Origin of the sequence: Haemophilus aegyptius (assembly GCF_900475885.1) — a bacterium.
In the GTDB taxonomy this organism is placed as follows: Bacteria; Pseudomonadota; Gammaproteobacteria; order Enterobacterales; family Pasteurellaceae; genus Haemophilus; species Haemophilus influenzae.
Map to the genome: position 1 here is coordinate 1,373,849 of NZ_LS483429.1, position 23,972 is coordinate 1,397,820.

Here is a 23,972-nt window from a genome sequence, read left to right on the forward strand (position 1 = left end):
GATGAATATTTTAGATGGCATCAAATCACTTGCGCTAAAGTTAGGCAGTAAACAAGACCAGACATATTATGCTCGTGGGCTTAGCTTAACCGATGACTTAATGCAAATCGAAGCATTATGGCGTGATAACTGGATTGCAAATAAGGTTTGTATTAAACGTTCGGAAGATATGGTGCGTAATTGGCGCGATATTTTCTCGAATGACTTGAAATCTGAACAGCTAGACGAGTTCACTAAGCTTGAACGCAGATTAAAACTGCGTGAGACATTAACTAAAGCGTTGCAATGGTCTAGTTTGTATGGGGCAGTGGGTTTATTGGTTGTTACTGACACAATTAACATCACTTCGCCATTGCAGCCTACAGAACGATTAAAGCGGTTGATTATCTTACCTAAATGGAAAATCTCACCTACAGGACAACGAGATGATGATGTGTTTTCGCCAAACTTTGGTCGATATAGTGAATATACCATTATTGGTGGCACACAATCTGTTTTAGTGCATCATTCACGTTTATTAATTATCAATGCCAATGATGCACCTTTATCTGATAATGATGTTTGGGTGTATCAGACCTTGAAAAGATTATTGATGTACTTAAACGCTTTGATAGTGCCTCAGCGAATGTCGGCGACCTTATTTTTGAAAGTAAAATCGATATTTTTAAAATTGCAGGGTTATCTGACAAGATTTCAGCTGGGTTAGAAAATGATGTGGCTCATGTCATTTCAGCGGTGCAGTCGATTAAATCAGTAACGAATAGTTTGTTGCTTGATGCGGAAAATGAGTACGACCGAAAAGAGCTATCTTTTGGTGGGTTAAAAGACTTACTGACAGAGTTTCGCAATGCGGTGGCAGGTGCGGCAGATATGCCAGTCACCATTTTGTTTGGGCAATCTGTTTCGGGATTGGCAAGTGGAGATGAGGATATTCAAAACTACCACGAATCCATTCATCGATTGCAAGAAACAAGATTGCGTCCTGTGCTTGAAGTGCTTGATACATTACTATGCAATGAATTATTTGGTGGGCAACCTGATGACTGGTGGTTTGAATTTTTACCATTGACGGTGGTTAAACAAGAACAACAAGTCAATATGCTTAATACCTTTGCTACAGCGGCAAATACGTTAATTCAAAATGGCGTAGTAAATGAATATCAAGTGGCAAACGAACTCCGAGAAAGTGGTTTATTTGCTAATATCTCTGCTGATGACATTGAGGAAATGAAAAATGCTGATGAACTTGCCAGAAATTTTGAAGAACCAGAAGGCGAAAGCACGCAAGTTCAAGCCAGTGAAGATGAGCAAGAGAACGGAGCTTTGGTATAGACAACAGCTTAAGCAGTTCGTCAAAACAATGACCGATGATGTAGAAAGAGCCCTGCAACAACCGCAAGGCTCTTTTTTTATGGATGATGCGAAAGGGTTCCAAGCGATTAGTGCGAAAGCACTGATGAAAGTATTAGAAAAGTACGAAAAATCAGACCGCACTTCACAAGCTGAAAATATCGCCAATGGCTTCGTTGGTCGTGGTGATGCACAAAACCATGCTGAAGTATCAACCAATTTGAAAAACCAAACTGGCATCGATTTATCCGCTTATTTACGCAATAGTCCAAATATTGCTGAAAGAGTGAATGCATTGACCGCTGGTAATATCCAGTTAATCAAGTCTATTCGTTCGCAATATCTTGATAAGGTGCAAAATGCTGTCATGCAAGCGATGGTTCGGGGTTCTTTAAATAAAGACCTTACAGCACAAATAAAAGACTTGGGTAAAACAACCGAAAAACGAGCGATGTTTATTGCGCGAGACCAGTCCTCAAAATTAAATGCCGCCTTAACGCAAGCGAGACATGAAGAGGTTGGTATAAAAAAATACATGTGGTCAGCATCGCTTGATGAGCGTGTACGCGAAAGCCATGCGGAAAAAGATGGGCAGATATTTGAATATTCAAATCCCCCTGCTGATACTGGTCATCCTGGTCATGATTTTAATTGTCGGTGTGTTCAGATTCCAGTGCTTGATAATAACGAGCAGATAGTGAAAAATAGCCCAATAGTTAGCCAACAGGAAAAACAACAAATGCGCTCAGAATGGTCTGATGATTTCCCTGATACTATCATTGATAGGAAATTAGGAGATGCAACATCACATCCGCTATATGAAAATGCTAAAAAGGGTAGTATTGAAGATGCTTATCAACTTGCTAAAGATTTAGTTACAGATGATGCGGTAAATAAATTGAAGCAATTGGTTGGCAATAAAAATGCAATTCTAATTCCTGTTCATGCAGAAGAAGCCGTTGGTCAAAATATGATTCCTGTAGCTATTGCTACTGTATTATCTAAAAAACTCCATATTCCTGTTGATTTATCAATTGTTCAAGCAACAAAAGTATCTAGAACTGGGGGAGATGGATGGCATCGATTGGTTTATTCTCCAGCTTTTGATGGCATAGTTCCAAAAGATAAATATGCTATTATTTTAGATGACACACAAACACAAGGCGGTACATTGGCTAGTCTAAAAGGCTATATTGAGGAGAATAAAGGAAAAGTTATTGCATCTTATGCTTTAACTGGCAAACAATATTCTGTACAATTAAGGCTATCTAAAGACACATTAGCAGAATTACGGAGTAAATATGGCGAACTTGAAAGTTGGTGGAAAAAAGAATTTGGCTACGACTTCTCGCGGTTTACAGAATGGGAAGCAAGATTCATCATTAATTCACGTAAGACACCTGACGAAGTCAGAAATACAATCCTTGCGAGAAAGCAAGCGTAATGCTTACCATCAAATGATGGCTCTAAATTAAATTCAGCTATTCAAACAACCCTATCATTTCGATTGGGTTGTTTATAGGCGGAAATCAAAAAAATAACCGCAGAATAGTTTGGTGCGTAATTCCTAGTTTATTAACTCGCATCCGCATACGTCCAAAACGTTCCCAAGCTCAATCTACGGTTTAGCTTATTTTACCACTATTAGTTCAAATGTTAAACAGCCTAAACATCATCTTATGATGAGATTGTGGATATGCTTTGGCCAAGAGATAACAAAGAATGAAACGTAATTGGGATTTAATTCGCTCTATATTGCTTAAATTGGAAAGTCAGTCAGAGGCTAGAGGGAGTTTATTACCTGATGGATTTACTGGTTTCGATTCAGAAACTGTATCTTATCATTTTAAGTTATTGCAAAGTGCAGAGCTGATTGAAGCGATAGATTATTCTTCTCTAAATGAGATGAGTCTTATCGCTCGGTCGCTGACTTGGCAAGGTCATGAACTCTTAGACAAAATCCGCAATGATACTGTCTGGAATAGCTTAAAAACTACGATAAAAAGCAAAAGCCTTGATTTATCACTTGATACGATAAAACAAGTAGCACAAACAATAATTAGCCAAATGTTGGCGTGATATTGCAAAAAAAAAAACAAACAACCCGATCAGAAATGGTCGGGTTTTTTATTGGGGTAAATAAATGAAATTTACAGACAAAACCACTCAAGCAGTCACACAAAGAACCATCACTAAAGATGGTTTTTTAGTTGTGCCCGCAACCATTTCTAAAGTTGGGGTATTTGATTACCTCGCTACAGAACTTGGGCTAAAAGAAGACGGTATTAAAAAAGTCGCTCGCACTGAGAAATCTTTGTTTAGCGATGAAACGATTAAGAGTTTTGAAAATGCCACATTAACCGTTGGTCATCCTAAAGATGGAGTAAATGCGAAAAACTGGAAACAGCTCTCTGTCGGTGTCGTGCGTAATGTTAAGCGAGTGGGCGATGAACTCACGGCAGAGGCTTGGATTTATGATGAACAAGCCATTAAAACCGTACAGGAGCACGGTGTGGAACAATTATCTTGTGGTTATGACTGCGATATTAAGCCATCCACGGTACAAGATGCAGATTTTGAGATGTCGCCGATGATCGGCAACCACGTAGCGATTGTGGCAAAGGGTCGCTGCGGTGGAAGTGTAAAACTTGCCGATGAGGATAAAACCATTATGGGGAAAACCGCAAAAATTCTCGATGCGTTTTTAGGTGCGTTCGGCATCAAGTTGTCGGACGAACAGAAAAAACAAATTGAGGACGAAGAAAAGTCTAGTAGTGAAGAAGGTAAAGAGCCAAAAGGCGAACAACCAACCGAACCAAAAGAAAAACAATCTAAACCCGAAGATAAAAAGGATGAAGAAGTGAATAAAGAAGAGTTTGAAAAACAACTTAAAGCCAAAGATGCAGAAATTCAACAGCTAAAAGATGCACAAGCAAAACGTGACGCAGAAGTAAAACAAGCTGCCGTGTTGGCTGATGCTAAAACTGCATTTAAAGAAGTCAATTTTGCGGATAACGCGACTGTGCGTGAAATCCAAGAAAGTGCGGTAGTTGCGCAGGGTATTTTTACTAAAGATGAGGCAGCCAAATTATCCGATGAGGAAATTTCAGGTGCATATCAAACAGCAAAAGCGGTTGTGGCGAAATTAGCGGATGAACGTAAATCACTCGGCAGTATTTTGCTTGGTGATGCGGAGTCTAAAGCTGCACCAAAAATAGATTTCAACAAAACTTACAACAGTTAGGAGAATAATGAAATGAGTTATGCTTACGAACAAGCTCCTGCTCGTGCAGGCGAGTTAGGCAAGGGCAATCTTGCAAGTGCAAAAACCACAGCAGAAAAAGTCACGGGCAAAGTAAAAGCTGGTGAATTTGTGGCATTAAATCCCACAGGTGGTGTGAAAGCCTTATCTGCTAAAAAAGATATATTGGCTGGCGTGGTATTAGCAAGTCGCATTCGTGATGAATGGCCTGAGGGCGAATTAGTCGATGTGATGCACATTGGTGCAGGCGATGCGATTTGGGTCAATATTGCATCAGAAAAAACGGTATCTCGTGGTAGTAAAGTATTTGTATTAACAACAGGTGGCGAAGGTAAAGCTGGCGCAATCCAAGGGGAAACCGATGCAAATGCGATTGAAACAGGCTACACCGTGATTGACGTTAAAGGTCAATTAGCGATGATTACAAAATTATAAGGGGGATGAATGTCATTATTAACTTATGTACAAAACGGCTTAACGGCTGTGAGCAAAGAAATTTCAGAAACCAAATATCCTGAAATTGTGTTCCCGCAATTTGTTTATGTGGATCAACAAGCCGCTGTCGGCATTACAGAAAAACTTCACTATGGTGCAGATGAGCACGGTTCGCTTGATGATGGTTTAATTAGCACTGGCACAAGCACATTAGACCAAGTAGAAGTCGGCTTTACGCCAACTCGCTCTTATATCGTACAATGGGCTAAATCGGTAACATGGGCAACACCAGAGCTTGAACAAGGCAAGCTGTTAGGGTTAGCGTTAGATACCGCTAAAATCATGGTGTTAAACCAAAACGCACAACAAACCTTACAAAAGGTAGCTTTTTTAGGTCATGCAAAAGATACTCGATTAACTGGCTTGCTCAATAATCCATCTGTCGAGGTGTACAACATCAAAGGCACTTCCGCAAACACCAAAGTACAAGCGATGGATTTTGACAAATCAGTAGCATTCTTTAAGGAGATGTTCCTCGCTGGTATGGAAAAAACCAAACGCATTGAAGCACCAAACACCTTTGCGATTGATTTACTTGATTTAGCACACTTGGCGTTAACTCAACGTAATAACACCGATACAACCGCATTAGAGTTCTTGACTAAGAGCTTGTCTGCAGCTGCAGGTCGTGACGTTGCAATTAAAGCCTTGCCGTCAAACTTTGGTAATCGTGTAACAAGCGGCAAAACTCGTGCAATGGTTTATGTGAACAGCAAAGAGCACGTTATCTTTGATGTGCCAATGTCGCCAACTGTGTTAGCTGCTCAACCAAAAGGCTTATTAGCTTATGAGTCTGGCTTACGCATGGCGTTTGGTGGCGTAACCTTTATGGAGCCAGATTCTGCACTCTACGTAGATTACTAGGGAGTAACTATGCCAACATTTGAAACGTATGTATTCATTGAGCGTTATCCTGAATTTAAAGAGGTCGATTATGAAAAAATCGACCTTTTTTTATCGGATGCAGAAATGGAAGTGAGTCAATCTCGTTGGGGAAAGCTCTACCAACGTGGCGTGTTGGCATTGACTGCTCATCTATTACGTTTGTCACTTTGGACAACCGAAGGTGGCGGTGGGGCAAATCGAAATCTCGCTAGTGAAAGTGCTGGCGAGTTATCTGTTAGCTATGCCGTGCCAACACTGACAGGCACCGATGCAGATTATCAATTAACAGCATATGGCCAAGAGTATTTGCGATTACGTAAATTGGTTGGCATTGGTGTAATGGTGGCGTAAATGGCGGTGCAAATTACGGGGAATTTAGCGCAAGCAAAAGCGTTAATTGAGCGATTAAGGGCTGATAAAGATAAGGCGGTTTATATTGGATTTCCTGCTGAATTTGATAAACCAGTAGAGGGGGCTGAGAATTTCAACCTCGCCTCTTTGGCGGCTGTGTTGGAATTTGGTAATGAGCGCATCCCATCACGCCCTTTCTTGCGCCAAACGCTATCAGAAAACCAAGAGAAATACACCGCACTTTTCACGCAATTATTTAAGCAAGGCTTGCAAATTGAGAGGATTTACGAGCAACTCGCACTAGTTGCGCAAGGGGATGTCCAGTTAAATATCGCTCGTGGCAACTGGGTTGCCAACGCTAAAAGTACAATCAAACAAAAAGGCTCTAGCAAACCATTGATTGATACAGGCAAAATGCGTCAATCTGTAAAAGGTATCGTTAAATGAGTTTAATCAACCAATATCCCCGCTTTCTAAATAGTAAATTTAGCCAAGCTGTTACCGTGAAACATCTGCAAGGTAAGCATTCATCTGATGGGTTCGGGGCGAGTTATACCGATGAAAACGTGGCTGCCATTGTTATGCCGACCTCTCCTAATGATGTGTTGTTATTGCCAGAAGGTGAGCGTTTTATTCCCTCAATCAAAATCTACACCATTAAGCCGTTAAAAATAGGTGATTTGGTTATTTATGAAGGGGAAACCTACAAAATAAAAACCGTAGCAAATTGGGGGAAATATGGATACCACAACAATATCGGCGTTAGACACAGCCAAACTGCGAAAGTGGATTCAACAGGCTTTACAGTTACCTAATGGCGCTGTTATTGGCGGTTGGCTCCCTGAAAATCCTTTACCTGCTTTTATTACCGTGGATTTGATGATGAGTAATGAAATCGGGCAGGCTACGAGAGAATTTGACGGCAAACGTGAGCGTATCATTCAGTCAATGCAAAGCACCGTGAGTCTCTCTTGTTTCGGTCGAAATTCCCTTGCTCAGTGTTACAAGCTAAAAGCGATTTTCCAAAGTTCAGCGTTTCTTTCCTTTCTCAAATCAAATCACTGGGGTGTGATTCGTTTTTCAGATGTCCGCAATTTAACGGCTACCGTTGGGGCAGATTATGAAGAACGAGGACAGTTTGATGTTGTATTTAGTCATCATCACATTGTTGATACACCTCTAGATCCGATAGCAAACGTTGAACAACGCACAAACCATTTAATTCAACAAATAGGAGGATAGCCTTATGGCATTATCTATCTCGCAGATTGTCAATGTGCAGTTAAATACTATGCCAAAATCTGCCGCGCGTAAATCATTCGGCATAGTGGCATTGTTCACGCCTGAGGCAGGACAAGCATTTGCTGATGCGACTACGCGTTATGTTTATGTCGAAAATCAACGTGATGTAGAACAGTTGTTCGGCACAAATTCAGAAACAGCAAAAGCAGCACAGCCATTTTTTGCTCAAAGCCCTCGTGCGAAACAATTAATTATTGCGCGCTGGCAAAAAGAACCCGCAACCATTGATGCAACCAAAAACACATTAAGCGGTGCAACCTTATCAGATGATTTAGAGCGTTTTAAAGCGGTTGTAAATGGTCGATTTACATTAACTATTGGCGCCGAAACCAAGAAAGTAAATGGGCTATCTTTTGCTGACGCATCAGATTTCAATGCGATTGCCACCAAAATCCAAGCAAAATTGACCGCACTTTCGTCATCTTTGTCTATCTCTTACGATAGCGTAGGGCAACGTTTTATCATCACTTCTAACACAAGCGGAGAAGATAAAACAACCGAAATCCATTATGCCTTTAATGGTGGCGGTGACGGTGAGTATATTGGCTCATTGCTTAAATTAGAAAATGGCCAAGCAAGCCGAAAAGTAGGTAAGGCATCAATTTCTTTGAAAAAAGAAACCGTTGCAGAGGCATTATTTAATGTAGCCGAAGTGAATAATGCATGGTATGGCTTTACGTTTGCTGCACAGCTTACTGATGGCGAAGTGGAATCTGCTGCAAAATACGCGCAAGCTAATACCAAAATGTTTGGTGCAAATGTTATTCGTGTTGAACAACTTGAATGGTCTGCTAATAACATCTATAAGAAATTATATGATGCAGGTTTAGATCACACATTAGCAATGTTCGATAAAAATGATATGTACCCAGCATCTTCTGCATTGGCTCGTTTATTATCAACTAACTTTGCGGCAAACAATTCAACCTTAACGCTTAAATTCAAGCAACAACCAACTATTACGGCTGATGAAATTACGGCAACGGAGTTCTCTAAGGCTAAACGCTTAGGCATTAACGTGTACACTTATTTTGATGATGTAGCGATGATTGCTGAAGGCACAGTAATGGGTGGTAAATTTGCAGATGAAATCGTTATCTTAGACTGGTTTACCGATGCAGTGCAAAAAGAGGTATTCGCTCGCTTGTATAAATCACCGACCAAAATCCCATTAACAGACAAAGGCCAAGCGGTATTGATTGCTGCCGTGGAGAAAGTTTGTTTAGAGGGTGTAAACAATGGTGCTTTCGCCCCAGGTCAATGGACGGGCGATAGCTTTGGTAACTTGACGACAGGCGATTATCTTGAAAAGGGTTACTATGTATGGGCGGCACCAATGGATACGCTATCCGATAGCGACCGAGAGCAACGCCGTGCAACACCTATTCAAACCGCAGTGAAATTAGCAGGCGCAATCCATTCTAGCGATGTGATTGTGAACTATAACCGATAACATCAAAAAAGCGAAAAGCCAAGAGCGACAACCCTTGGCTTTTCTTTTACCCCTTATCCATACTAAGGAATAAATTTTGATTAAGTATACACCAAAATATCAAGTTAAGGTAGGTGGCAAAATGTCAGAAAAGGATGCAGGGATTGTTGGAAAACGATTGGCACTTTCGGCAAATATCGCAGCAATTGGCGTATTGTTGTTTGGCTTATCTTTCGTATTAAAAGTCTTTTTATGAGGAATAACTATGGCAGTTTTCGATCCAAAACAAGTTGTCGTGTTATTAGACGGCAAAGAAATGAGTGACTGGGCAGACGGCTCAGATGTGATTAATGCGACCAACCAAGTTGATGCAGGGCAAATGGTTATTGGTGCGAATGGCACGGGCGTATTTATCGCAAACCCTGACCAATCAGGCAAATTAACCCTAAAAATCAAACAACATTCTGAGGATAACGCCTATTTATCTAAGTTGTTTAATCAACAAAAAACCAGTATTAAAACCTATTTACCGATGACACTCGCTATCCGCGACTTAATCAATGATGATGTTGTCACGGCAAGTAAAGGATATTTTACTACACCTGCAGCTTATATGCGTGGAAATGGACACAATGCGACAACCTGGACGATTGTGTTCGAGAAAATGACAATGAATCTTGAAAAAGGTGTTCAATAATGGAAAGCAAACAAATCAATATTGAAAATGTCACCTATACGATGACGCCAGCTAATGCTATGACAGCATGGACTGCACTCAAAAATGCGATGAAATTACTTCAATCAGTTGATTTATCATCATTAGGTAACAATAAAAAACTCGGTGCAAGCGTATTGACGACTGTATTGGCGAATTTAGGCGACACAAGCATTAAAGAGCTTGAGGACATCGTGCTTAAACATACCTCATGTGAGCAAGATGGCAAACTATACCGACTATCTGAACGCTTTGATAGTCATTTCAACCAACACCGTGGGCATTTAATCCCCGTATTAAAAGAAGGGTTGATGTATCAATTTGCGGATTTTTTTATCGGTGGGGGTGGATTACTGAGCAATATTCAACCCAATCTAAAAGCGACGAAATAAGCCAGTCAGACAGTAAAGCCGACTGGTTTATTTTTACGCCTATTGTAAAAAACTTTTGTTCACTACACGAATTAAGGTCGGTTTACTCGTTAGCCGACCTTTTATCTTTTCACGAAGTTATTGTTGAATTAAATCAAATGGAGCAACGCAATGCTACTCGATGAACTACTGATTAAAATCGGCATTGATGCGGATAGCCAAGCAATGCAACAGTTTGAGCAGTTCCTTAATGTTATTGGAGATGGCACGGAAAGTGCGGCGGAAAATCTTGGTACTTTTGCTGAAGTTCTTGAACGTGCCGTTGATGATGCAACAGAACAAATTAAAGCCGCACCTGAGTTTGAAAGTTTTTTTGATTCCCTTGAAAAACTACAAGCTGAAACAGAAAATCTTTCTGAAGATGACGCATTAGATGAGTGGGTACAAAAACTCATTGAGGGGGATAAGCTCTTATCTGAGTTTGGTGAGAGCTTTCTTCAAAACACCGAACAGCTCTCGAAGGAGTTACAAGAAGCGGGGTTAAGTGCAGAGCAGGTTGAAAAAGTTATTGGAAAACTCAAATCTGCGATTGAGCAGAAAACCGATGCTACCGAAAAAGATACAAAAGCCGTAGAAGATAACGCTAAAAGCACAGAAAATTTATCTGACAATATCATCGACTTGTGGGCAACCCAATATGGTGCAGTCGGATTACTGAATAAATTTGAATTGCTTGGCATTAGTATCAATAAAACTACACTTAAAGTTGCGGCATTTGGTGCAGCTTTCTACGCTGCCACAATCGGGGTGAAGAATTTTGTTGATGCTAATCTCGATGCACTCGATGAAATTAAACAACTCTCGGCTGTCACGGGCGAATCAGCCGACCAAATTTACAACTTAGGTAAGGTTGCAGAGGTCAATGGCTCATCCGCACAGGCGGCACAATCATCTATTGAAGGATTATCTCGTGTCATTGGCGAAGCTGCAGCAGGAATTGGTCGAGGGGCGAAATCATTTGAGCAATATGGATTAAGTGCCAAAAAGGCGAATGGGGATGTTAAAACCTCAAGCGAAATGCTGGGGGAAATTTCGGACAAGATGAAAGCAATGGGGGAGCAAGAGCAAATTGCGATGCTTGCGAAACTGCATTGATAGTTCGATGATTCAAACCTTGCGCCTTGGTAATGATGAACTGAAAGAACAAATTGCCCTTGCAAGTGTGCTCACGCTTGGTGTGGGTAATGCAGAAAATGCAAAAACCGCCGCGGCTTTTAAAGATGCACTGACTCAGGTTTCTCAGGCTTTTAGAGCTATTGGCGAATATGTCTCACTCCGTGTTGCACCATCCATTCAGCGATTAGCCGAGCGGTTTACAAAATGGTTCACGGAGAATAATGACTTTATCAAGACTACACTAAACGGCTTTGGAAAAATTCTTTCATTCTTGTTTGAGTTAGCCGCAGCCATCGATAATGTTGTTGAGCATACTATTGGGTGGAAAAACTTAATCTACGCATTAGGTGTGGCATTATTGTGGTTTAGTCGCAGAATGTTATTAGCTTTCGCTACCAATCCTGTTACATTGATTATCGCAGCAATTGCAGGCTTATTTTTGCTTGTTGATGACTTTATCACTTATCTTGAAAGCGGCGAAACTGCCTTGGGAGAGTTTTGGAAGCCGTTTAAAACAGCGTTATTGTGGGTTAAATCCACTTGGAAAAATTTTGTTGATAACTTTAGCGTCGATCCAATTGGCGAAACATTATCTCTCATTACAGATATGCTTGAGTTGCCATTTAAACTTGGGCTTGCGCTTGTTGTTGGTTTGTGGAATTTATTTACTGGCGAACAGTTAGATTTGGATGTTATCGAGACCAAGTTTGCTCAAGTTACAGACTGGATTAAAAAGCCATTCCAAAGTGCATTTGATTGGGTTAAGGGTTATTACGACCAATATATCGCACCGATTGTTGATACAGTAAAAGGGTGGTTTATTGATAGTGGCGAAAAGGTAGGCACGGCAAGTCAAAATACAAAAGCCTATGACACAATGATGTTCGATCCGTCTTATGCTTCTGCACCACAAGTTGCCGCAGTAGGGGCGAAATCTCAAACCTCAAATGCAGATAATCGTGTGACTAACAGCAATAACAAAATTACCATTACGCAACACATCCAAGGCACAGATAATCCAAAAGCCGTGGCGGATCAATCTGTTCGAGTGATTAATCATCAACTTTCATCTGTTGTGGGGTAGACACTATGTTAAATTTTGCTCAAGTATCCAATCGTAAGATTGGCAAAATTACCTTTGATGTAGTGACAACAGAAGACCATCAATCAGATTTATTCATTACAGAAAACCCGATTGAATCAGGCGCTGCCATTGCTGACCATGCGGTTATTCAGCCTAAACAAGTTACCATTAATGGTGTAATGGTTGATCACGACCATTCGACTTTTGGTTTAGGCCTTCCGTTTATCGGCAATATTCGTGGCGGGATAGACTTTCTTAATAACTTTCCTTTGCCAGTTAAGGTTATCACTCAAACATCGCAAGCTACCGCAAGAGCGGGGAGAGTGATTAGCCAAGTTGCAGGAGCGTATAGTCAAGCAAAGAGCATCCTTAATCAAGCGCGAACCATTGCACCTTTTTTGCCTGATTTTGGTCTAGGCGGATTACTTGATAGCAGTGCAGGGGATAGTAGAGTGCAAAAATGCTATGCCGACCTTGTTTCTTGCCAGAAATCAGGGGAAACCATTGACATACAGACAGGTATTAACTTGTACAAAAACATGCTAATCCAATCTGTAGCCGTCAATCAATCACAAGATGGCAGTGCAACATTTACGATAACGGCTCGTGAGATATTTATTGTTGAGACACAAACAGCTCAATCTAAATCTAAAACAGGGGTATCGGGTAAAAGTAAAAGCGGCCGAGCAGCGTCTCAATCCGCAACAAAATCGCAGCAAGGCTCTACTCAACCAAAGAACGATACACCTAAAAGAACCTCCTCGCTTTTCAATCTTTTTAAATGGTAAGACGTATGCTTAAAATTCCATTAACACAACATCCTTATCAGGAGCAAACTTTTGAATTTAACGGCATAAAAATCCGCTTAACCTTGCGATTTAATAGTATTGGACAGTTTTGGGCAATGGATGTATTTGAGCCAGTAAATCAAAAGCAGATTTGCCGAGGTCATGCGCTCGCGTGCGGAGTACCATTATTGGCTCGCACTACACAACCTTATTTCTTCTACTTGGACGATGAAAGCGGTGCTGAATTAGACCCAATGAGTATGGAAGATTTGGGCACTCGATGTTTTTTGTATATAGGCGAAAAATCATCTTAAAAAAACGACCGCACTTTTAAGAACAAACCCCGAAGCGTTGCAAGCACTTCGGGGTTTTTCCATTCCACAAGCAGGAAAGGAGTAGATATATCTGTGGATAATTTTACATCTATTTTGATTTTAATTAAAGGGGTATTGCAAATGACATCAAAATTACAAGCGTGGCGATTTATTGCCATTTTAATTGCAGTGGTTTTATCTTTTGCAGTATGGCGTGCGCCTGAATTAATTACTGCAATTCGTTGGTGGTAAGTATGAAACAATTTGGCAGACGGTGGAAACTCGACATTAGTAACGACCAAGAAACGTTAAGCATTGAGCAATTGCGTGTTGCGTTTGAAATTGATAAAACCATCAATGAAAAGCCTAATCCCGCTAAAATCCAAGTATGGAACTTAAATCGAGACCATATCAACCAATTATTAAGCCAAGACTATAAGAAAGTCGCCTTATCGGTTGGTTATGGCGAGTTACGCCAAATCTATGCGGGAGATATTACCAAGACGAGAATCCAACGAGAGGGATTGGATTTTGTCCTTACGCTTGAGTGTTCAGATGGGCATCAAGCCTATACTCAGTCGAGAGCTAAAACGACATTAAAAGCAGGGGCAACAGACAAGCAGATTGTTGAGGAATTGCAAAAGACGATGCCTAAAGTACAGTCTGGTGCCATTGACATTCCTAATCAACGGAAACTTCCTCGAGGTAGAGTATTAAACGGCAATAGTCGAGATATTCTCACCAAAATTGCACGCAATAATAAGGCTGATTGGTCTATTCAAGATGGCTCGCTTATTTTCCTGCCGAAAGATAAAGTGCTAAGTGATGATGCTGTACTGATTTCCCAAGATACAGGCATGATTAATGCACCAGAACAAACCGATGAGGGATTAGAGCTAACTTGTTTACTCAACCCTGCATTACAAATTGGTGGCCTAGTGAAAGTTGAATCTATCATTGAATATTTTAATGGGGAGTACAAGATTGTAAAACTTGTGCATTCTGGCGATGGCATCGGTGGGGATTGGCACAGCAAAATGACAGTTGTTGGGGGAAAATTCCAAAAAGTGGAAAAAGAAAAGAGCGGTCAGAAATCAGATAAAAAAACAGATAAGCAAAGCAAGGATAAGAAAAAATGAACTACTCGCAAACCTTAGCAACGCCAGAAACTGCAACCGACCATCAAATCCAACAAAACCAACTGAATTTACATACCGCACTTCCTGCAAAAGTCGTGAGTTTTGACCCCGCCAAGCAAACTGTATCACTTGCGATACAAATAAAAATGCAGTTAGTCGATGGTAGTGGGGCAGATATACCGCCACTTCTTGATGTACCCGTGAGCTTTCCTCGTGGCGGTGGCTTTGCAGTGACATTTCCACTTAAAGCAGGCGATGAGGGGATAGCGATATTTTCTGAGCGTTGCATTGATGGATGGTGGCAAAACGGCAGCGCATCAACGCCTTTAGATTTTAGGTTACATGATTTATCCGATGCGATGTTTATTCCTGGTATATGCTCTGTGCCGAAAGCTATAGGTGAATTTTTTACCGATGGGTTATCCATGCAAACCCTTGATGGCAGCACATACATCAGAATCAAGAATGGCACAATCCAAATCAAGGGAGATATAGAGCATCAGGGCGACACCTCGCAAACAGGTTCGCATAGCTCTACAGGCGTTATCTCGAGCGATACAGATGTAACAGCGGGCGGTATTTCAGGGAAAACCCATAAACATACAGGCGACAGTGGCGGTAAAACAGGAGTGCCAGAATGAGCGTAAGACGACTTAATAAAGAGCACGATTGGACATTTGGACAAGGCTTTTCAAACTACGCAAGCGAATCAGATGCCATTGCTCAAAATGTACAAACTCGCCTTTGGTCATTTGCTAATGACTGGTTTTTAGACTTAGAACATGGTTTACCTTGGCTTGAACAAATGGGGCGTGGGGTAAATATGGCAGACTGGGAAATCAAAATAAAACGCTATGTGTTAGAAACTGAAGGTGTAAGCAGAATAACTGATTACCAAGCTAATTTTGATGCAGATACACGCAAGCTGACCATATCGATTGATTACCAAGATATTTACGGGCAGCAACAAACTGCACGTTATGATGCTTAAAGTGCGGTCGATTTTGACCACATTTTTAATTCAGTGATAAACACAATAATACTAGCAAACCACCGCTCTTATGGGCGGTTTTTATTGGAGAAAATATGGCAAAACTGATTGAAACAGGCATTCAAATTGAGCGATTAAACGAAATCGTGGCACGATTTGAAGATGGATTTAGACAAATCTATGGGCAGAATATCGACCTATCGCCTAACTCACCTGATGGGCAAATGGTCGGCTTGCTTGCTCAAATGAAGATGGATATTGAAGAGCTTGCCGAGAATGTGTATCGACAGTTAGATCCTGATGTTGCGACAGGTGCTTGGCTCGATCAGCGTGTTGCTTATGCAGGATTAATAAGACGAGCGGCAAGTTATAGCTATTTACGCTCAGTTATTTTGACAGGAGAGCCATTAACTCATCTTTATGCAGGGATTGTGGTGTCTGACCCACATAAAGTGCGGTGGGTATTAACGGCAGATGTACAGCTAGACAGTAATGGCTCCGCCCGTGCGGACTTCCGCAGCGAAGAATTGGGTGCGTTTAACCTCATAAAAAACACGAATTTGACCATTGAGACCGTTACGCTTGGGCTTACCTCGGCAACCACATTCGAAAATGCAGAAATTGGTGAGGAAGAAGAAACCGACTTGCAATTACGAGAACGTTTTTTCATCAGTCGAACCAAAAATGCCCAAAATTCTGCCGATGCTATCCAGTCAAAAATTGCTGCATTGCCTGATGTTAGACAAGTTAAAGTGCTAGAAAATAATACTAAACAGCGTGATAAATATGGTGTAGAGCCTAACTCCTTGAATATTATTGTAGATGGCGGGGCAGATGAGCAAATCGCTCACGTTATTTATGAAAATAAAGGGGCTGGGGTCGGGTTGCAAGGTGCGACAGAAACAACTTTAACGGTAAATGGCGAGCGTAGAGCATTACGGTTCGACCGTGCAACGCCTGTTGATGTGCAAGTGTCTATGCATTGTGTCCGATGTGAAGATTTTACCGAAGTGGATAAGGATGAAATCAAACGATTATTATCCATTCAACGCTTTGGCATTGGGCAAAATCTTTCGCTTTCCAGACTTTATTCGCCAATTAATAAAGTGGGCGGTTTCTGGGTGAAAGAACTAAAAATCGGGCGTAAAGGGCAGTCTCTTACCACGGAAAATATTACCGCACAACCACGTGAATTAATCCGAATTTTAGCAACAGATATAACCATTGAGGTGGAATAATGGGCTATTCTGATTTGTTGATTTGGCAATACCGAAACAAGCCCAAAGCCGTCTCAACGATTAAGCTATTTGAAAGCATTATCGGGCAAGGCTTTATCGATTTATATCGGTTGCAAGATGTGTTGAATATTGAAACAGCAACAGGGCATCAGCTTGATTTGGTCGGTAAACACGTCGGGCAATTTCGGGTTATTAATGGCTATCAATTACGTAAATTTTTCGGTTTCCGCAATTCGCCCAATGCACTGGGATTTAGTCAAAAAAGACTAGGCGGTGCGCAATGGTATCGTAAACGAGACCCGCTGTCTGATTCCGTTAGATTATCCGATGATGATTATCGGTTCCTGATTAAATGCAGAATCCTTAAAAACTACCAAATAGGCACGCTACCAAACTTAATTGAGGCGTGCTTATTTATTTTCGGAGAAGGTTGTCACATCGTGGATAACTACGATATGACCGTCTCTATCTCTGTTCCAAGTGCGAGCACATCTGATTTTAAGAAATTCGCAATCAATCATTTAGATATATTGCCACGCCAAGCCGGTGTGCAATATCTTTTCAACCTAATATAGAGGTCACATATGGCATTAGTAAATAAGCCAGATGAAAGCATTTTTGCATCATCTGCAAAACAAGGTGAAGTTGATAATTTCCCTGATTTATTGCGTGGATGGGGGATTACGTTTGACCAAACACAGGGTATCCCTCCTATGGAGTGGTTTAACTTCTTGTTCAAGCGACTTGACGAAAAACATACTTATTTAATGCAACGAGGGCTACCCGAATGGTCTGCTACACAAGACTATACTAAAGGCTCTTGCGTCCAGTTTGATGGCGTAAGCTACCGAGCATTAAAAAATAGCAAAAACAACAGCCCGAATGAATCAGATTCGCAATATTGGGTGCGTTGGGGGTTTGCCTTAAGTGAAATTGCACGGGCAACGTTACAACAATATGGCATCGTGCAACTAAGCTCAGCCACTAACAGCGATAGCGAAACCAAAGCTGCAACATCAAAAGCCGTGAAAACCGCCTATGACAAAGCAGTAGAAGCCAAAACTACCGCAGATGGAAAGGTTGGTTTAAATGGTAACGAAAGCATTAATGGCGAGAAATCCTTTGAAAATCGTATTGTGGCAAAAAGAAATATCCGTATTTCAGATAACCCGATCTATGCTTCACGCGGAGACTATTTAAATATCGGGGCAAACGATGGGGATTGCTGGTTTGAATATAAATCAAGCAACCGAGAGATTGGCACACTTCGTATGCACGCTAACGGCAATTTAACCTACAAACGCCAAAAAATCTACCACGCTGGGGAAAAACCCCAATTTAATACGGATATTGAAGGCAAGCCTAATACACTTGCAGGCTATGGCATCGGGAACTTTAAAATTGAGACTTTTGTTGGCAATTTAAACACCCTCAAAACTGATGGGATTTATGCAATTACGCAAGCAAGCCGCTCTCAAAATCTGCCCGTATCGACCAGTTGCCACATCCAAGTTATTGCTGGAGGTGATGGCACTTGGTGCCGTCAATTAGCTTATGTGGCATATAGCACCGATGTGTACGAGCGACATCAGACAAGTTATCAAACAGATAGTTGGTCGGCTTGGAAAAAACTTAATACCGATGGCATCCCTATTGGTGCGGTGGTGTCATTCCCTCGTGCGGTAACCAATCCAGTTGGCTTTTTAAAAGCAAACGGCTCGACATTTAACCAACAAACCTTTCCCGATTTATACCGCACTTTGGGCAACAGCAACCAACTTCCTGATTTAACCCGTAGCGATGTAGGCATGACGGCTTATTTTGCCGTGGATAACATTCCCACTGGCTGGATTGCCTTTGATGAAATTGCCACACAAGTTACCGAGCAGCGTTACCCAGAGTTATATCGTTACTTAGTTGGTAAATATGGCTCCATTGAACGCGTGCCTAAAGTCGCAGATAGATTTTTGCGTAATGCGGGCAATGGGCTCTCTGTGGGGCAAACACAAGAAGATGAATTCAAGCGACATGTGCATAGGGTGCCGATAGACTACGATTCTTGGTTCGACGACTCAAGTCAAGGAAGAAATAATTCGTATTTTGACTATACAACATTTGCCCAGTCTTCAGATTTGTGGAGCACTCTTGGTTATGACAATGCAGATGGCGATAATGGTTTTGTTTCCCCCAAAGACACCTCTCAAATGGCAACAGGTGGAAATGAAACTCGCCCTAAATCATTAATCCTCAAACTATGTATCAAGGCCATCAATAGCCTTGATGATGTCGTCTTTTGGATTAAGTCCCATGGCGAGGTAACCAATGCTGGTGCGCTTGATGCAGGGCGATTAGCGCAAGGACTGCAAGATAAAGCAGAGCGTAATCATACCCATACAGTGAGCCAGATTACGGATTTTAATCAAGCCACCTCTCAAATTATTAATGAGGCAATTACTTACCAAAGAATTGGTAATGTTGAAATTAGAAAATATCCTGACGGGACGATGATTCAAACAGGTCTAATTGTTTTTACTCGAGGCGATACTACAGTGCATACAGATCTCGTTCTGCCGATTGCATATGTAGATAAAGAATATCGATGTTTTATTACAGAACGATACGAATCAAGAGCAAGCGGTAAGGGGCAATACAACTGGGTATTTATGCAAGCAAAAACGAATACAACAGCGACAGTAACAAGTTGGTATTTAGGGTCTGCAGACTGGATGACTATTGGGAGATGGAAATAATGACAATGTATTTTAAAAACGGCTTTTTTGATGATACTGACGGCGGTTTTGTGCCTGAAAGTGCGGTAGAAATTAGCCAAGAAACCTACCTTGAGCTCCTTAATGGACAAGCCCAAGGAAAGCAAATTATCACAGATAAAACAGGCTATCCTGTATTAATTGACCCACAACCCAGCGCAGCGCATGTGTTAAATCTTGATACGCTCAGCTGGGAAGTTTTAGCCGAAAAACAGACCGCACTTTTAGCCGACACCCAAACTCGACTTATCGCCAACATTGACGAGCACGCAGCAAAAATCTACAGCACTTGGACGAGATTTGAGAGTGAGTACCGTGAACGCCAAGCGGTGGCAGAAGCCTTTAAAGCCGCAAATTATGAAGGCGAGTGTAGCCGTTATATCACGGATTTCGCGCAACGTGCAAGACTGGATAATAAGACCGCCACAAACCTGATTTTGACGCAGGCGGCGGGACTTGAAAAACTGCAGGTTGAATTAGCTAATCAACGTATGCGCAAGTATGAGCTCAAAGCCCCTAATCTCACGCTAGAGCAACTACAATCAATCTATGATGACATTATCAAACAAATGGATAACTTGATGGAGGCATATCAAAATGGCTAAAGTTTATTTGGCAATGTACAAACACAAACGCGACTGGCGAAAAGAGCCAGTTAAAGCAATCGCCGACCGCATTACTCGATTTTTTACCAAGGGCCAATACTCGCACTGCGAGATTGCCATTGAGCACATTGAGTTTGGCAATGGGCATCATTATGAGCATGCGACAGTATATGACTGCTACTCATCTTCAGTGCAAGATGGCGGAGTGCGTTGCAAACAAATTGATGTGTCCGATAATACCAAATGGGATTTAATTCCGCTCGACGGTGTAACCGAAGCACAAATCAAAGCCTATTTTGACCGCACTTTGGGCTGTAAATATGACTGGTGGGGTGCTGTCGGGATTGTTCTCTGGATTAAACAAAAACGCAGTAAGTTTTTCTGCAGCGAATGGTGTTTTAATGCGATTTGTGGTGGGGAAAATGGCTGGCGATTTAGTCCAAACCAGTTGGCTGTAATCTTTCAAAAATAGACAAACGGCGGGTAATTCCGCCGTTGTTATTTAATTAAAAAGAGATTCAACTTTTGATATATCGGTTTTATATGCTGATGTATATGTGCCTTTAACATTTTTAGATTTGTAGGTCATTAAATATAATGGTATTATGAATGGTAATATATAATGATGTTGCTTTTGTAAATTTTGTTTTAAATCAAAATGTTATTTAATTAAGTCTTATCCAGCTAGTCGCACCATCTCTATTTTTCTCTATTCCCCAATTTTCAGATAGAAATAGATAAAATATAAGTAAAAACAATAGCTTATATAATTTCACACACTAAAACATACCTTCTTTTTTATATCAAAATCGCCTAAAAGGTAGTATTTTTATACCGATTGGGATCGATTTCGATCTGTTCTATACTCCATTGCACACATTTTTGCACACGTGTATTGCACACATTTTTATGGAATAAACAATGGCGACAATTATCAAGAATGGCAAGAGTTGGCACGCACAAGTGCACAAGTTTGGCGTGAGCAAATCAGCCACTTTTTTGACTCAAGCAGACGCAAAAAAATGGGCAGAAATGCTCGAAAAACAGCTCGAATCAGGAAAGTATAATGAAATCCCTGATATTACATTGGATGAACTGATTGATAAGTATCTAAAAGAAGTCACTGTAACCAAGCACAGGAAACGTGAAGAGCGCATAAGACTACTGCGTCTTTCTCGAACTCCGCTTGCCGCAATATCTTTACAAGAAATAGGAAAAGCACACTTTCGTGAGTGGTAAAATCAACGATTAAAAGAAGTCTCTCCAACAACAGTTTTGCGTGAACGTAGTTCGCTTTCTGCTCTAATGGCCAAAACGATTGAATGGGATTTTATAACAGAACCCCCTAAAATATCTTGAGAAACCAAAAGCACCAACACCAAGAACTCGTCGATATAATGAACATGAAATTGAGCGTCTGATTTTTGTGTCAGGTTAATATGTCGAACATATTGAACCGCCAAAAACCTTACAAAATTGCACGGGGCGGCATTTCTTTTTGCTATAGAGACAGCAATGAGAGCTGGGGAAATAGCAAGTTTAACTTGGAATAATATCAATTTTGAAAAGCGCACCGCCTTTTTGCCAATTACTAAAAATGGACATTCAAGCACGGTGCCTCTTTCGGTAAAAGCAATAGCGATTTTACAACATCTTACTTCGGTAAAAACAGAAAGTGATCCGTGAGTATTCCAAATGGAAGCACGCCAACTGGATCACAACTTCCGCAAGCTCAAAAAGATGGAAGGGCTTGAAAATGCCAATTTACATTTTCACGACACCCGCCGTGAAGCATTAACCCGATTGGCAGAAAAAGTGGATGTAATGGTATTAGCCAAAATATCTGGCCATAGAGATCTCAGTATTCTGCAAAATACTTATTACGCACCTGATATGGCAGAAATTGCTCAACGGCTATAAAACAAAGGCGGGGTTATCTGATCAATCCCCGCCTTTTTCAAATTCTCGCTTTTCGTTTTTTATGTTTCAAACAGAATGAATTTTGCTACGCCACTGCATAGCTCGCCAAATTCTTCCATTAATTTAATGAATTGTTTTTGTGGGGTAGAACCCTCAATCAAATTGCGATCTTCTGCCCATTGTTCAATGTTTTTTACAAGCTGTTGTAAGTCTGCCATTTTAATTTCCTCTTAATATTCAATTACAATAGTGCATAATTCATCTATTTTTATCTAATTAACCCTAAAATCCCCCAAGCTCTCGCCCCAACCAAAGGCTTGAGCCAACGGAATTTTTTCTTCTTTAATGAAAACTTCATCGTTTTCACAACAAATCCACCGATAGTCATTAAGCCGTAACCGTCCATGGCGCATTAAAAGTTCAATTTGTGACGGTTTTAATGGCGAACCGATAGGCAACATCAATTCTTTCATTTGTTGTTCAATTTTTAAACGGTTACAGTTATTGACACAAGTCCAAGCGGCGCGATGCGCCTTGTTTGTTTCGGTGGACTCCGAATTAAGTGCGGTGGAACCCAACGCACTTTTCGCTGATTTAATCACCCAGTTTTTTAATTTGGTGATGATTTTCTTTTCTGTGAATCTGTTTTTTACCCCCACAATTTTCTTACGAATCTCACCGTATTTATTCGGTTCGCATTCTTCATACTCAATACAAATAGGCTGATCACAACGTTTTGTCATTGTGCCACCTTGTGCAAACTATCACTCAACAAATCATTTTGCCGTATTTGCAAATTAATGTTGATCCGAATATTGCGCCACATCGTATCCCTTATTTTGAGTTTGACACGAAAGAATATGAAGATTTATCGGTATTTGCAGATGCCATCCCTAAACTTACGGGCATTGGCGTGCAGATTTCGGAAAGTTGGGTGCGGGATAAATTAGGGATTCCTGAACCGCAGGAAGGTTAGGCGAAAGAGATTTGAAACGCCGTGGGATTGATAAACCTGATGATAGTTCTGAATTTTTGGTGGAAGTAGAACGCCCTGCGGATAAGCAAGGCAATCGTGAAAAGACGGTAGGGTTTAAATTACCTGATGGCACGATACGTGTGACGGATAAAGGCTTTGATTACAATGTAGGGCGATTAAACTACAAGCCTAATTTGGATCTTTATCCTGAAAAACTGGCGCATGCGTTTGCGAAGGTTGAGATGAAAGGTGGGGAGTTTAAGCACGATTTTGAATTGTTGGCAAAGCATATGGCGGAGATGAAACAAACGCTCAGCCTAGATGGAAAAAAACTCACTGCTGATCAAATGTTACAGGTGCGAGATAGTCTTACCAAAAATTTTAAATTTGCGGCAGGTGTCTTGAGTGCAGAAAGTAAGGATTTATTGAAAAGCAAAACTGGCACAGTGTGGCTTTCTGATGATACTTTAATTAAACAGTTTAATAGCCGTGATGGGCAAGATTTTGGACTGGAAAGCTATGCACTTTTCCCTGATTTATTTAATCAGCCTGATATTGTTCTACAAGATAATGATCGTTTTTATTTTATCAAAAACTTTGAGAAACAGCGTATTTTAGGTGTAATAAAGCACTTATCTAAATTTAATGAAATTTTTGTGCTTTCGGCAAGGGAGATTAATATCAAGGAAGTAGAAAAAATGAAAGGTAAATTGGCAGTTATCAAGTAAGGCTCCCGATCACTTACACACGCTCTCGGACACCTGAGCAGGACGAGCCACCTCAAGTAGGCTGTGGCAGGGAGATTATCAC

30 protein-coding genes and 3 pseudogenes are annotated in these 23,972 nt (G+C 41.0%); 30 read left to right on the forward strand and 3 right to left on the reverse strand.

Annotated features, from left to right (window positions below; genetic code table 11):
- The first annotated feature begins 1 nt into the window (after nucleotide 1).
- From DQN49_RS07230 to DQN49_RS10440, 27 genes and pseudogenes are all read left to right on the forward strand, one after another.
- Nucleotides 2-1,332 (forward strand): annotated as a pseudogene (locus DQN49_RS07230) (anti-CBASS protein Acb1 family protein).
- A complete protein-coding gene (locus tag DQN49_RS07235; protein ID WP_006996381.1) occupies nucleotides 1,304-2,794 on the forward strand; it encodes a phage head morphogenesis protein in 1,491 nt (496 codons plus the stop codon). The pseudogene DQN49_RS07230 and the gene DQN49_RS07235 overlap by 29 nt, the downstream one beginning before the upstream one ends.
- Before the next feature lie 278 nt (nucleotides 2,795-3,072).
- Nucleotides 3,073-3,429, forward strand: coding sequence for a DUF2513 domain-containing protein (locus DQN49_RS07240; protein ID WP_006996380.1), 357 nt, complete (start codon nucleotides 3,073-3,075; stop codon nucleotides 3,427-3,429).
- Nucleotides 3,430-3,493: 64 nt separating this feature from the next.
- Nucleotides 3,494-4,594, forward strand: coding sequence for a DUF2213 domain-containing protein (locus DQN49_RS07245; RefSeq protein ID WP_006996379.1), 1,101 nt, complete (start codon nucleotides 3,494-3,496; stop codon nucleotides 4,592-4,594).
- Nucleotides 4,595-4,606: 12 nt separating this feature from the next.
- The gene (locus tag DQN49_RS07250) at nucleotides 4,607-5,047 is read left to right on the forward strand and encodes a structural cement protein Gp24 (protein ID WP_006996378.1); all 441 of its coding nucleotides are present in this window, start codon (nucleotides 4,607-4,609) and stop codon (nucleotides 5,045-5,047) included.
- Nucleotides 5,048-5,056: 9 nt separating this feature from the next.
- Complete coding sequence (locus tag DQN49_RS07255; RefSeq protein ID WP_006996377.1) at nucleotides 5,057-5,971, forward strand: major capsid family protein; 915 nt, start codon at nucleotides 5,057-5,059, stop codon at nucleotides 5,969-5,971.
- A 9-nt stretch (nucleotides 5,972-5,980) separates the two neighbouring features.
- A complete protein-coding gene (locus tag DQN49_RS07260) occupies nucleotides 5,981-6,343 on the forward strand; it encodes a DUF4054 domain-containing protein (protein ID WP_006996376.1) in 363 nt (120 codons plus the stop codon).
- Nucleotides 6,344-6,790, forward strand: coding sequence for a hypothetical protein (locus tag DQN49_RS07265; RefSeq protein WP_006996375.1), 447 nt, complete (start codon nucleotides 6,344-6,346; stop codon nucleotides 6,788-6,790).
- A complete protein-coding gene (locus tag DQN49_RS07270) occupies nucleotides 6,787-7,158 on the forward strand; it encodes a hypothetical protein (RefSeq protein ID WP_006996374.1) in 372 nt (123 codons plus the stop codon). Before DQN49_RS07265 ends, DQN49_RS07270 begins: the two co-directional genes overlap by 4 nt.
- Nucleotides 7,082-7,585, forward strand: coding sequence for a phage neck terminator protein (locus DQN49_RS07275; RefSeq protein ID WP_006996373.1), 504 nt, complete (start codon nucleotides 7,082-7,084; stop codon nucleotides 7,583-7,585). The genes DQN49_RS07270 and DQN49_RS07275 overlap by 77 nt, the downstream gene beginning before the upstream one ends.
- Before the next feature lie 4 nt (nucleotides 7,586-7,589).
- Nucleotides 7,590-9,098 carry a DUF3383 domain-containing protein gene (locus tag DQN49_RS07280; RefSeq protein ID WP_006996372.1) on the forward strand — a complete coding sequence of 503 codons (1,509 nt, stop codon included), beginning with the start codon at nucleotides 7,590-7,592 and terminating at the stop codon, nucleotides 9,096-9,098.
- A gap of 76 nt (nucleotides 9,099-9,174) precedes the next feature.
- Complete coding sequence (locus tag DQN49_RS10225) at nucleotides 9,175-9,333, forward strand: hypothetical protein (RefSeq protein ID WP_006996371.1); 159 nt, start codon at nucleotides 9,175-9,177, stop codon at nucleotides 9,331-9,333.
- A gap of 9 nt (nucleotides 9,334-9,342) precedes the next feature.
- Entirely contained in the window at nucleotides 9,343-9,774 is a 432-nt protein-coding gene (locus DQN49_RS07285; RefSeq protein WP_006996370.1) for a phage structural protein, read from the forward strand.
- Nucleotides 9,774-10,184: a phage tail assembly chaperone gene (locus DQN49_RS07290; protein ID WP_006996369.1), complete on the forward strand. Its 411-nt coding sequence runs from the start codon at nucleotides 9,774-9,776 to the stop codon at nucleotides 10,182-10,184. Before DQN49_RS07285 ends, DQN49_RS07290 begins: the two co-directional genes overlap by 1 nt.
- Nucleotides 10,185-10,334: 150 nt before the next feature.
- Nucleotides 10,335-11,318, forward strand: coding sequence for a hypothetical protein (locus DQN49_RS10430; protein WP_006996368.1), 984 nt, complete (start codon nucleotides 10,335-10,337; stop codon nucleotides 11,316-11,318).
- A gap of 7 nt (nucleotides 11,319-11,325) precedes the next feature.
- Entirely contained in the window at nucleotides 11,326-12,423 is a 1,098-nt protein-coding gene (locus DQN49_RS10435) for a phage tail tape measure protein (RefSeq protein WP_006996367.1), read from the forward strand.
- A 5-nt stretch (nucleotides 12,424-12,428) separates the two neighbouring features.
- Entirely contained in the window at nucleotides 12,429-13,211 is a 783-nt protein-coding gene (locus DQN49_RS07300; RefSeq protein WP_006996366.1) for a phage baseplate protein, read from the forward strand.
- Between the two features lie 5 nt (nucleotides 13,212-13,216).
- Nucleotides 13,217-13,525: a phage baseplate plug family protein gene (locus DQN49_RS07305; RefSeq protein ID WP_013527742.1), complete on the forward strand. Its 309-nt coding sequence runs from the start codon at nucleotides 13,217-13,219 to the stop codon at nucleotides 13,523-13,525.
- Between the two features lie 254 nt (nucleotides 13,526-13,779).
- Nucleotides 13,780-14,664: a phage protein gene (locus DQN49_RS07310; protein ID WP_006996364.1), complete on the forward strand. Its 885-nt coding sequence runs from the start codon at nucleotides 13,780-13,782 to the stop codon at nucleotides 14,662-14,664.
- Entirely contained in the window at nucleotides 14,661-15,305 is a 645-nt protein-coding gene (locus DQN49_RS07315; protein WP_006996363.1) for a Gp138 family membrane-puncturing spike protein, read from the forward strand. The genes DQN49_RS07310 and DQN49_RS07315 overlap by 4 nt, the downstream gene beginning before the upstream one ends.
- A complete protein-coding gene (locus tag DQN49_RS07320; RefSeq protein ID WP_006996362.1) occupies nucleotides 15,302-15,655 on the forward strand; it encodes a hypothetical protein in 354 nt (117 codons plus the stop codon). Before DQN49_RS07315 ends, DQN49_RS07320 begins: the two co-directional genes overlap by 4 nt.
- Before the next feature lie 95 nt (nucleotides 15,656-15,750).
- A complete protein-coding gene (locus DQN49_RS07325) occupies nucleotides 15,751-16,893 on the forward strand; it encodes a baseplate J/gp47 family protein (protein ID WP_006996361.1) in 1,143 nt (380 codons plus the stop codon).
- Nucleotides 16,893-17,468: a DUF2612 domain-containing protein gene (locus tag DQN49_RS07330; protein ID WP_006996360.1), complete on the forward strand. Its 576-nt coding sequence runs from the start codon at nucleotides 16,893-16,895 to the stop codon at nucleotides 17,466-17,468. The genes DQN49_RS07325 and DQN49_RS07330 overlap by 1 nt, the downstream gene beginning before the upstream one ends.
- Before the next feature lie 9 nt (nucleotides 17,469-17,477).
- Nucleotides 17,478-19,643, forward strand: coding sequence for a tail fiber protein (locus DQN49_RS07335; protein WP_223395529.1), 2,166 nt, complete (start codon nucleotides 17,478-17,480; stop codon nucleotides 19,641-19,643).
- Nucleotides 19,643-20,266 carry a hypothetical protein gene (locus DQN49_RS07340; RefSeq protein ID WP_032826339.1) on the forward strand — a complete coding sequence of 208 codons (624 nt, stop codon included), beginning with the start codon at nucleotides 19,643-19,645 and terminating at the stop codon, nucleotides 20,264-20,266. The genes DQN49_RS07335 and DQN49_RS07340 overlap by 1 nt, the downstream gene beginning before the upstream one ends.
- A complete protein-coding gene (locus DQN49_RS07345; protein WP_006996117.1) occupies nucleotides 20,259-20,738 on the forward strand; it encodes a hypothetical protein in 480 nt (159 codons plus the stop codon). The genes DQN49_RS07340 and DQN49_RS07345 overlap by 8 nt, the downstream gene beginning before the upstream one ends.
- A 449-nt stretch (nucleotides 20,739-21,187) precedes the next feature.
- The gene (locus tag DQN49_RS10440) at nucleotides 21,188-21,505 is read left to right on the forward strand and encodes a hypothetical protein (protein WP_006996118.1); all 318 of its coding nucleotides are present in this window, start codon (nucleotides 21,188-21,190) and stop codon (nucleotides 21,503-21,505) included.
- A gap of 2 nt (nucleotides 21,506-21,507) precedes the next feature.
- Here the strand turns inward: DQN49_RS10440 and DQN49_RS10445 are convergent, their stop codons facing one another.
- Nucleotides 21,508-21,879: a hypothetical protein gene (locus DQN49_RS10445; protein WP_032826340.1), complete on the reverse strand. Its 372-nt coding sequence runs from the start codon at nucleotides 21,877-21,879 to the stop codon at nucleotides 21,508-21,510.
- On the opposite strand from DQN49_RS10445, the pseudogene DQN49_RS10450 reads away from it, so the two are divergent.
- Nucleotides 21,782-22,186 (forward strand): annotated as a pseudogene (locus tag DQN49_RS10450) (site-specific integrase). The gene DQN49_RS10445 and the pseudogene DQN49_RS10450 overlap by 98 nt on opposite strands.
- A gap of 59 nt (nucleotides 22,187-22,245) precedes the next feature.
- Here DQN49_RS10450 and DQN49_RS10230 read toward each other — a convergent pair.
- Both DQN49_RS10230 and DQN49_RS07355 read right to left on the reverse strand, forming a co-directional pair.
- Nucleotides 22,246-22,404 (reverse strand): nucleoside triphosphate pyrophosphohydrolase family protein, encoded by a 159-nt coding sequence (locus DQN49_RS10230; protein ID WP_006996122.1) that lies wholly within the window; start codon nucleotides 22,402-22,404, stop codon nucleotides 22,246-22,248.
- Between the two features lie 54 nt (nucleotides 22,405-22,458).
- Nucleotides 22,459-22,929, reverse strand: a complete 471-nt coding sequence (locus DQN49_RS07355; protein WP_006996123.1) for a hypothetical protein — start codon at nucleotides 22,927-22,929, stop codon at nucleotides 22,459-22,461.
- Nucleotides 22,930-22,937: 8 nt separating this feature from the next.
- Here DQN49_RS07355 and DQN49_RS07360 point away from each other — a divergent pair.
- Both DQN49_RS07360 and DQN49_RS07365 read left to right on the forward strand, forming a co-directional pair.
- Nucleotides 22,938-23,159 (forward strand): annotated as a pseudogene (locus DQN49_RS07360) (phage portal protein family protein); the annotation flags it as partial.
- 14 nt (nucleotides 23,160-23,173) lie between these two features.
- The gene (locus DQN49_RS07365) at nucleotides 23,174-23,890 is read left to right on the forward strand and encodes a PBECR3 domain-containing polyvalent protein (RefSeq protein ID WP_065246946.1); all 717 of its coding nucleotides are present in this window, start codon (nucleotides 23,174-23,176) and stop codon (nucleotides 23,888-23,890) included.
- Nucleotides 23,891-23,972 lie beyond the last annotated feature (82 nt).

Bases quoted from the DNA above. Each gene is read 5' to 3' on its own strand.
- DQN49_RS10435 (WP_006996367.1), top strand. From the start codon at position 11,326: ATGATTCAAACCTTGCGCCTTGGTAATGATGAACTGAAAGAACAAATT.
- DQN49_RS07235 (WP_006996381.1), top strand. From the start codon at position 1,304: ATGAGCAAGAGAACGGAGCTTTGGTATAGACAACAGCTTAAGCAGTTC.
- DQN49_RS07290 (WP_006996369.1), top strand. From the start codon at position 9,774: ATGGAAAGCAAACAAATCAATATTGAAAATGTCACCTATACGATGACG.
- DQN49_RS07310 (WP_006996364.1), top strand. From the start codon at position 13,780: ATGAAACAATTTGGCAGACGGTGGAAACTCGACATTAGTAACGACCAA.
- DQN49_RS07245 (WP_006996379.1), top strand. From the start codon at position 3,494: ATGAAATTTACAGACAAAACCACTCAAGCAGTCACACAAAGAACCATC.
- DQN49_RS10230 (WP_006996122.1), bottom strand. From the start codon at position 22,404: ATGGCAGACTTACAACAGCTTGTAAAAAACATTGAACAATGGGCAGAA.
- DQN49_RS07250 (WP_006996378.1), top strand. From the start codon at position 4,607: ATGAGTTATGCTTACGAACAAGCTCCTGCTCGTGCAGGCGAGTTAGGC.
- DQN49_RS07340 (WP_032826339.1), top strand. From the start codon at position 19,643: ATGACAATGTATTTTAAAAACGGCTTTTTTGATGATACTGACGGCGGT.
- DQN49_RS10440 (WP_006996118.1), top strand. From the start codon at position 21,188: ATGGCGACAATTATCAAGAATGGCAAGAGTTGGCACGCACAAGTGCAC.
- DQN49_RS07320 (WP_006996362.1), top strand. From the start codon at position 15,302: ATGAGCGTAAGACGACTTAATAAAGAGCACGATTGGACATTTGGACAA.
- DQN49_RS07335 (WP_223395529.1), top strand. From the start codon at position 17,478: ATGGCATTAGTAAATAAGCCAGATGAAAGCATTTTTGCATCATCTGCA.
- DQN49_RS07280 (WP_006996372.1), top strand. From the start codon at position 7,590: ATGGCATTATCTATCTCGCAGATTGTCAATGTGCAGTTAAATACTATG.
- DQN49_RS07285 (WP_006996370.1), top strand. From the start codon at position 9,343: ATGGCAGTTTTCGATCCAAAACAAGTTGTCGTGTTATTAGACGGCAAA.
- DQN49_RS07260 (WP_006996376.1), top strand. From the start codon at position 5,981: ATGCCAACATTTGAAACGTATGTATTCATTGAGCGTTATCCTGAATTT.
- DQN49_RS07330 (WP_006996360.1), top strand. From the start codon at position 16,893: ATGGGCTATTCTGATTTGTTGATTTGGCAATACCGAAACAAGCCCAAA.
- DQN49_RS07265 (WP_006996375.1), top strand. From the start codon at position 6,344: ATGGCGGTGCAAATTACGGGGAATTTAGCGCAAGCAAAAGCGTTAATT.
- DQN49_RS07315 (WP_006996363.1), top strand. From the start codon at position 14,661: ATGAACTACTCGCAAACCTTAGCAACGCCAGAAACTGCAACCGACCAT.
- DQN49_RS07255 (WP_006996377.1), top strand. From the start codon at position 5,057: ATGTCATTATTAACTTATGTACAAAACGGCTTAACGGCTGTGAGCAAA.
- DQN49_RS07300 (WP_006996366.1), top strand. From the start codon at position 12,429: ATGTTAAATTTTGCTCAAGTATCCAATCGTAAGATTGGCAAAATTACC.
- DQN49_RS10430 (WP_006996368.1), top strand. From the start codon at position 10,335: ATGCTACTCGATGAACTACTGATTAAAATCGGCATTGATGCGGATAGC.
- DQN49_RS07305 (WP_013527742.1), top strand. From the start codon at position 13,217: ATGCTTAAAATTCCATTAACACAACATCCTTATCAGGAGCAAACTTTT.
- DQN49_RS07345 (WP_006996117.1), top strand. From the start codon at position 20,259: ATGGCTAAAGTTTATTTGGCAATGTACAAACACAAACGCGACTGGCGA.
- DQN49_RS07325 (WP_006996361.1), top strand. From the start codon at position 15,751: ATGGCAAAACTGATTGAAACAGGCATTCAAATTGAGCGATTAAACGAA.
- DQN49_RS07275 (WP_006996373.1), top strand. From the start codon at position 7,082: ATGGATACCACAACAATATCGGCGTTAGACACAGCCAAACTGCGAAAG.
- DQN49_RS07240 (WP_006996380.1), top strand. From the start codon at position 3,073: ATGAAACGTAATTGGGATTTAATTCGCTCTATATTGCTTAAATTGGAA.
- DQN49_RS07355 (WP_006996123.1), bottom strand. From the start codon at position 22,929: ATGACAAAACGTTGTGATCAGCCTATTTGTATTGAGTATGAAGAATGC.
- DQN49_RS07270 (WP_006996374.1), top strand. From the start codon at position 6,787: ATGAGTTTAATCAACCAATATCCCCGCTTTCTAAATAGTAAATTTAGC.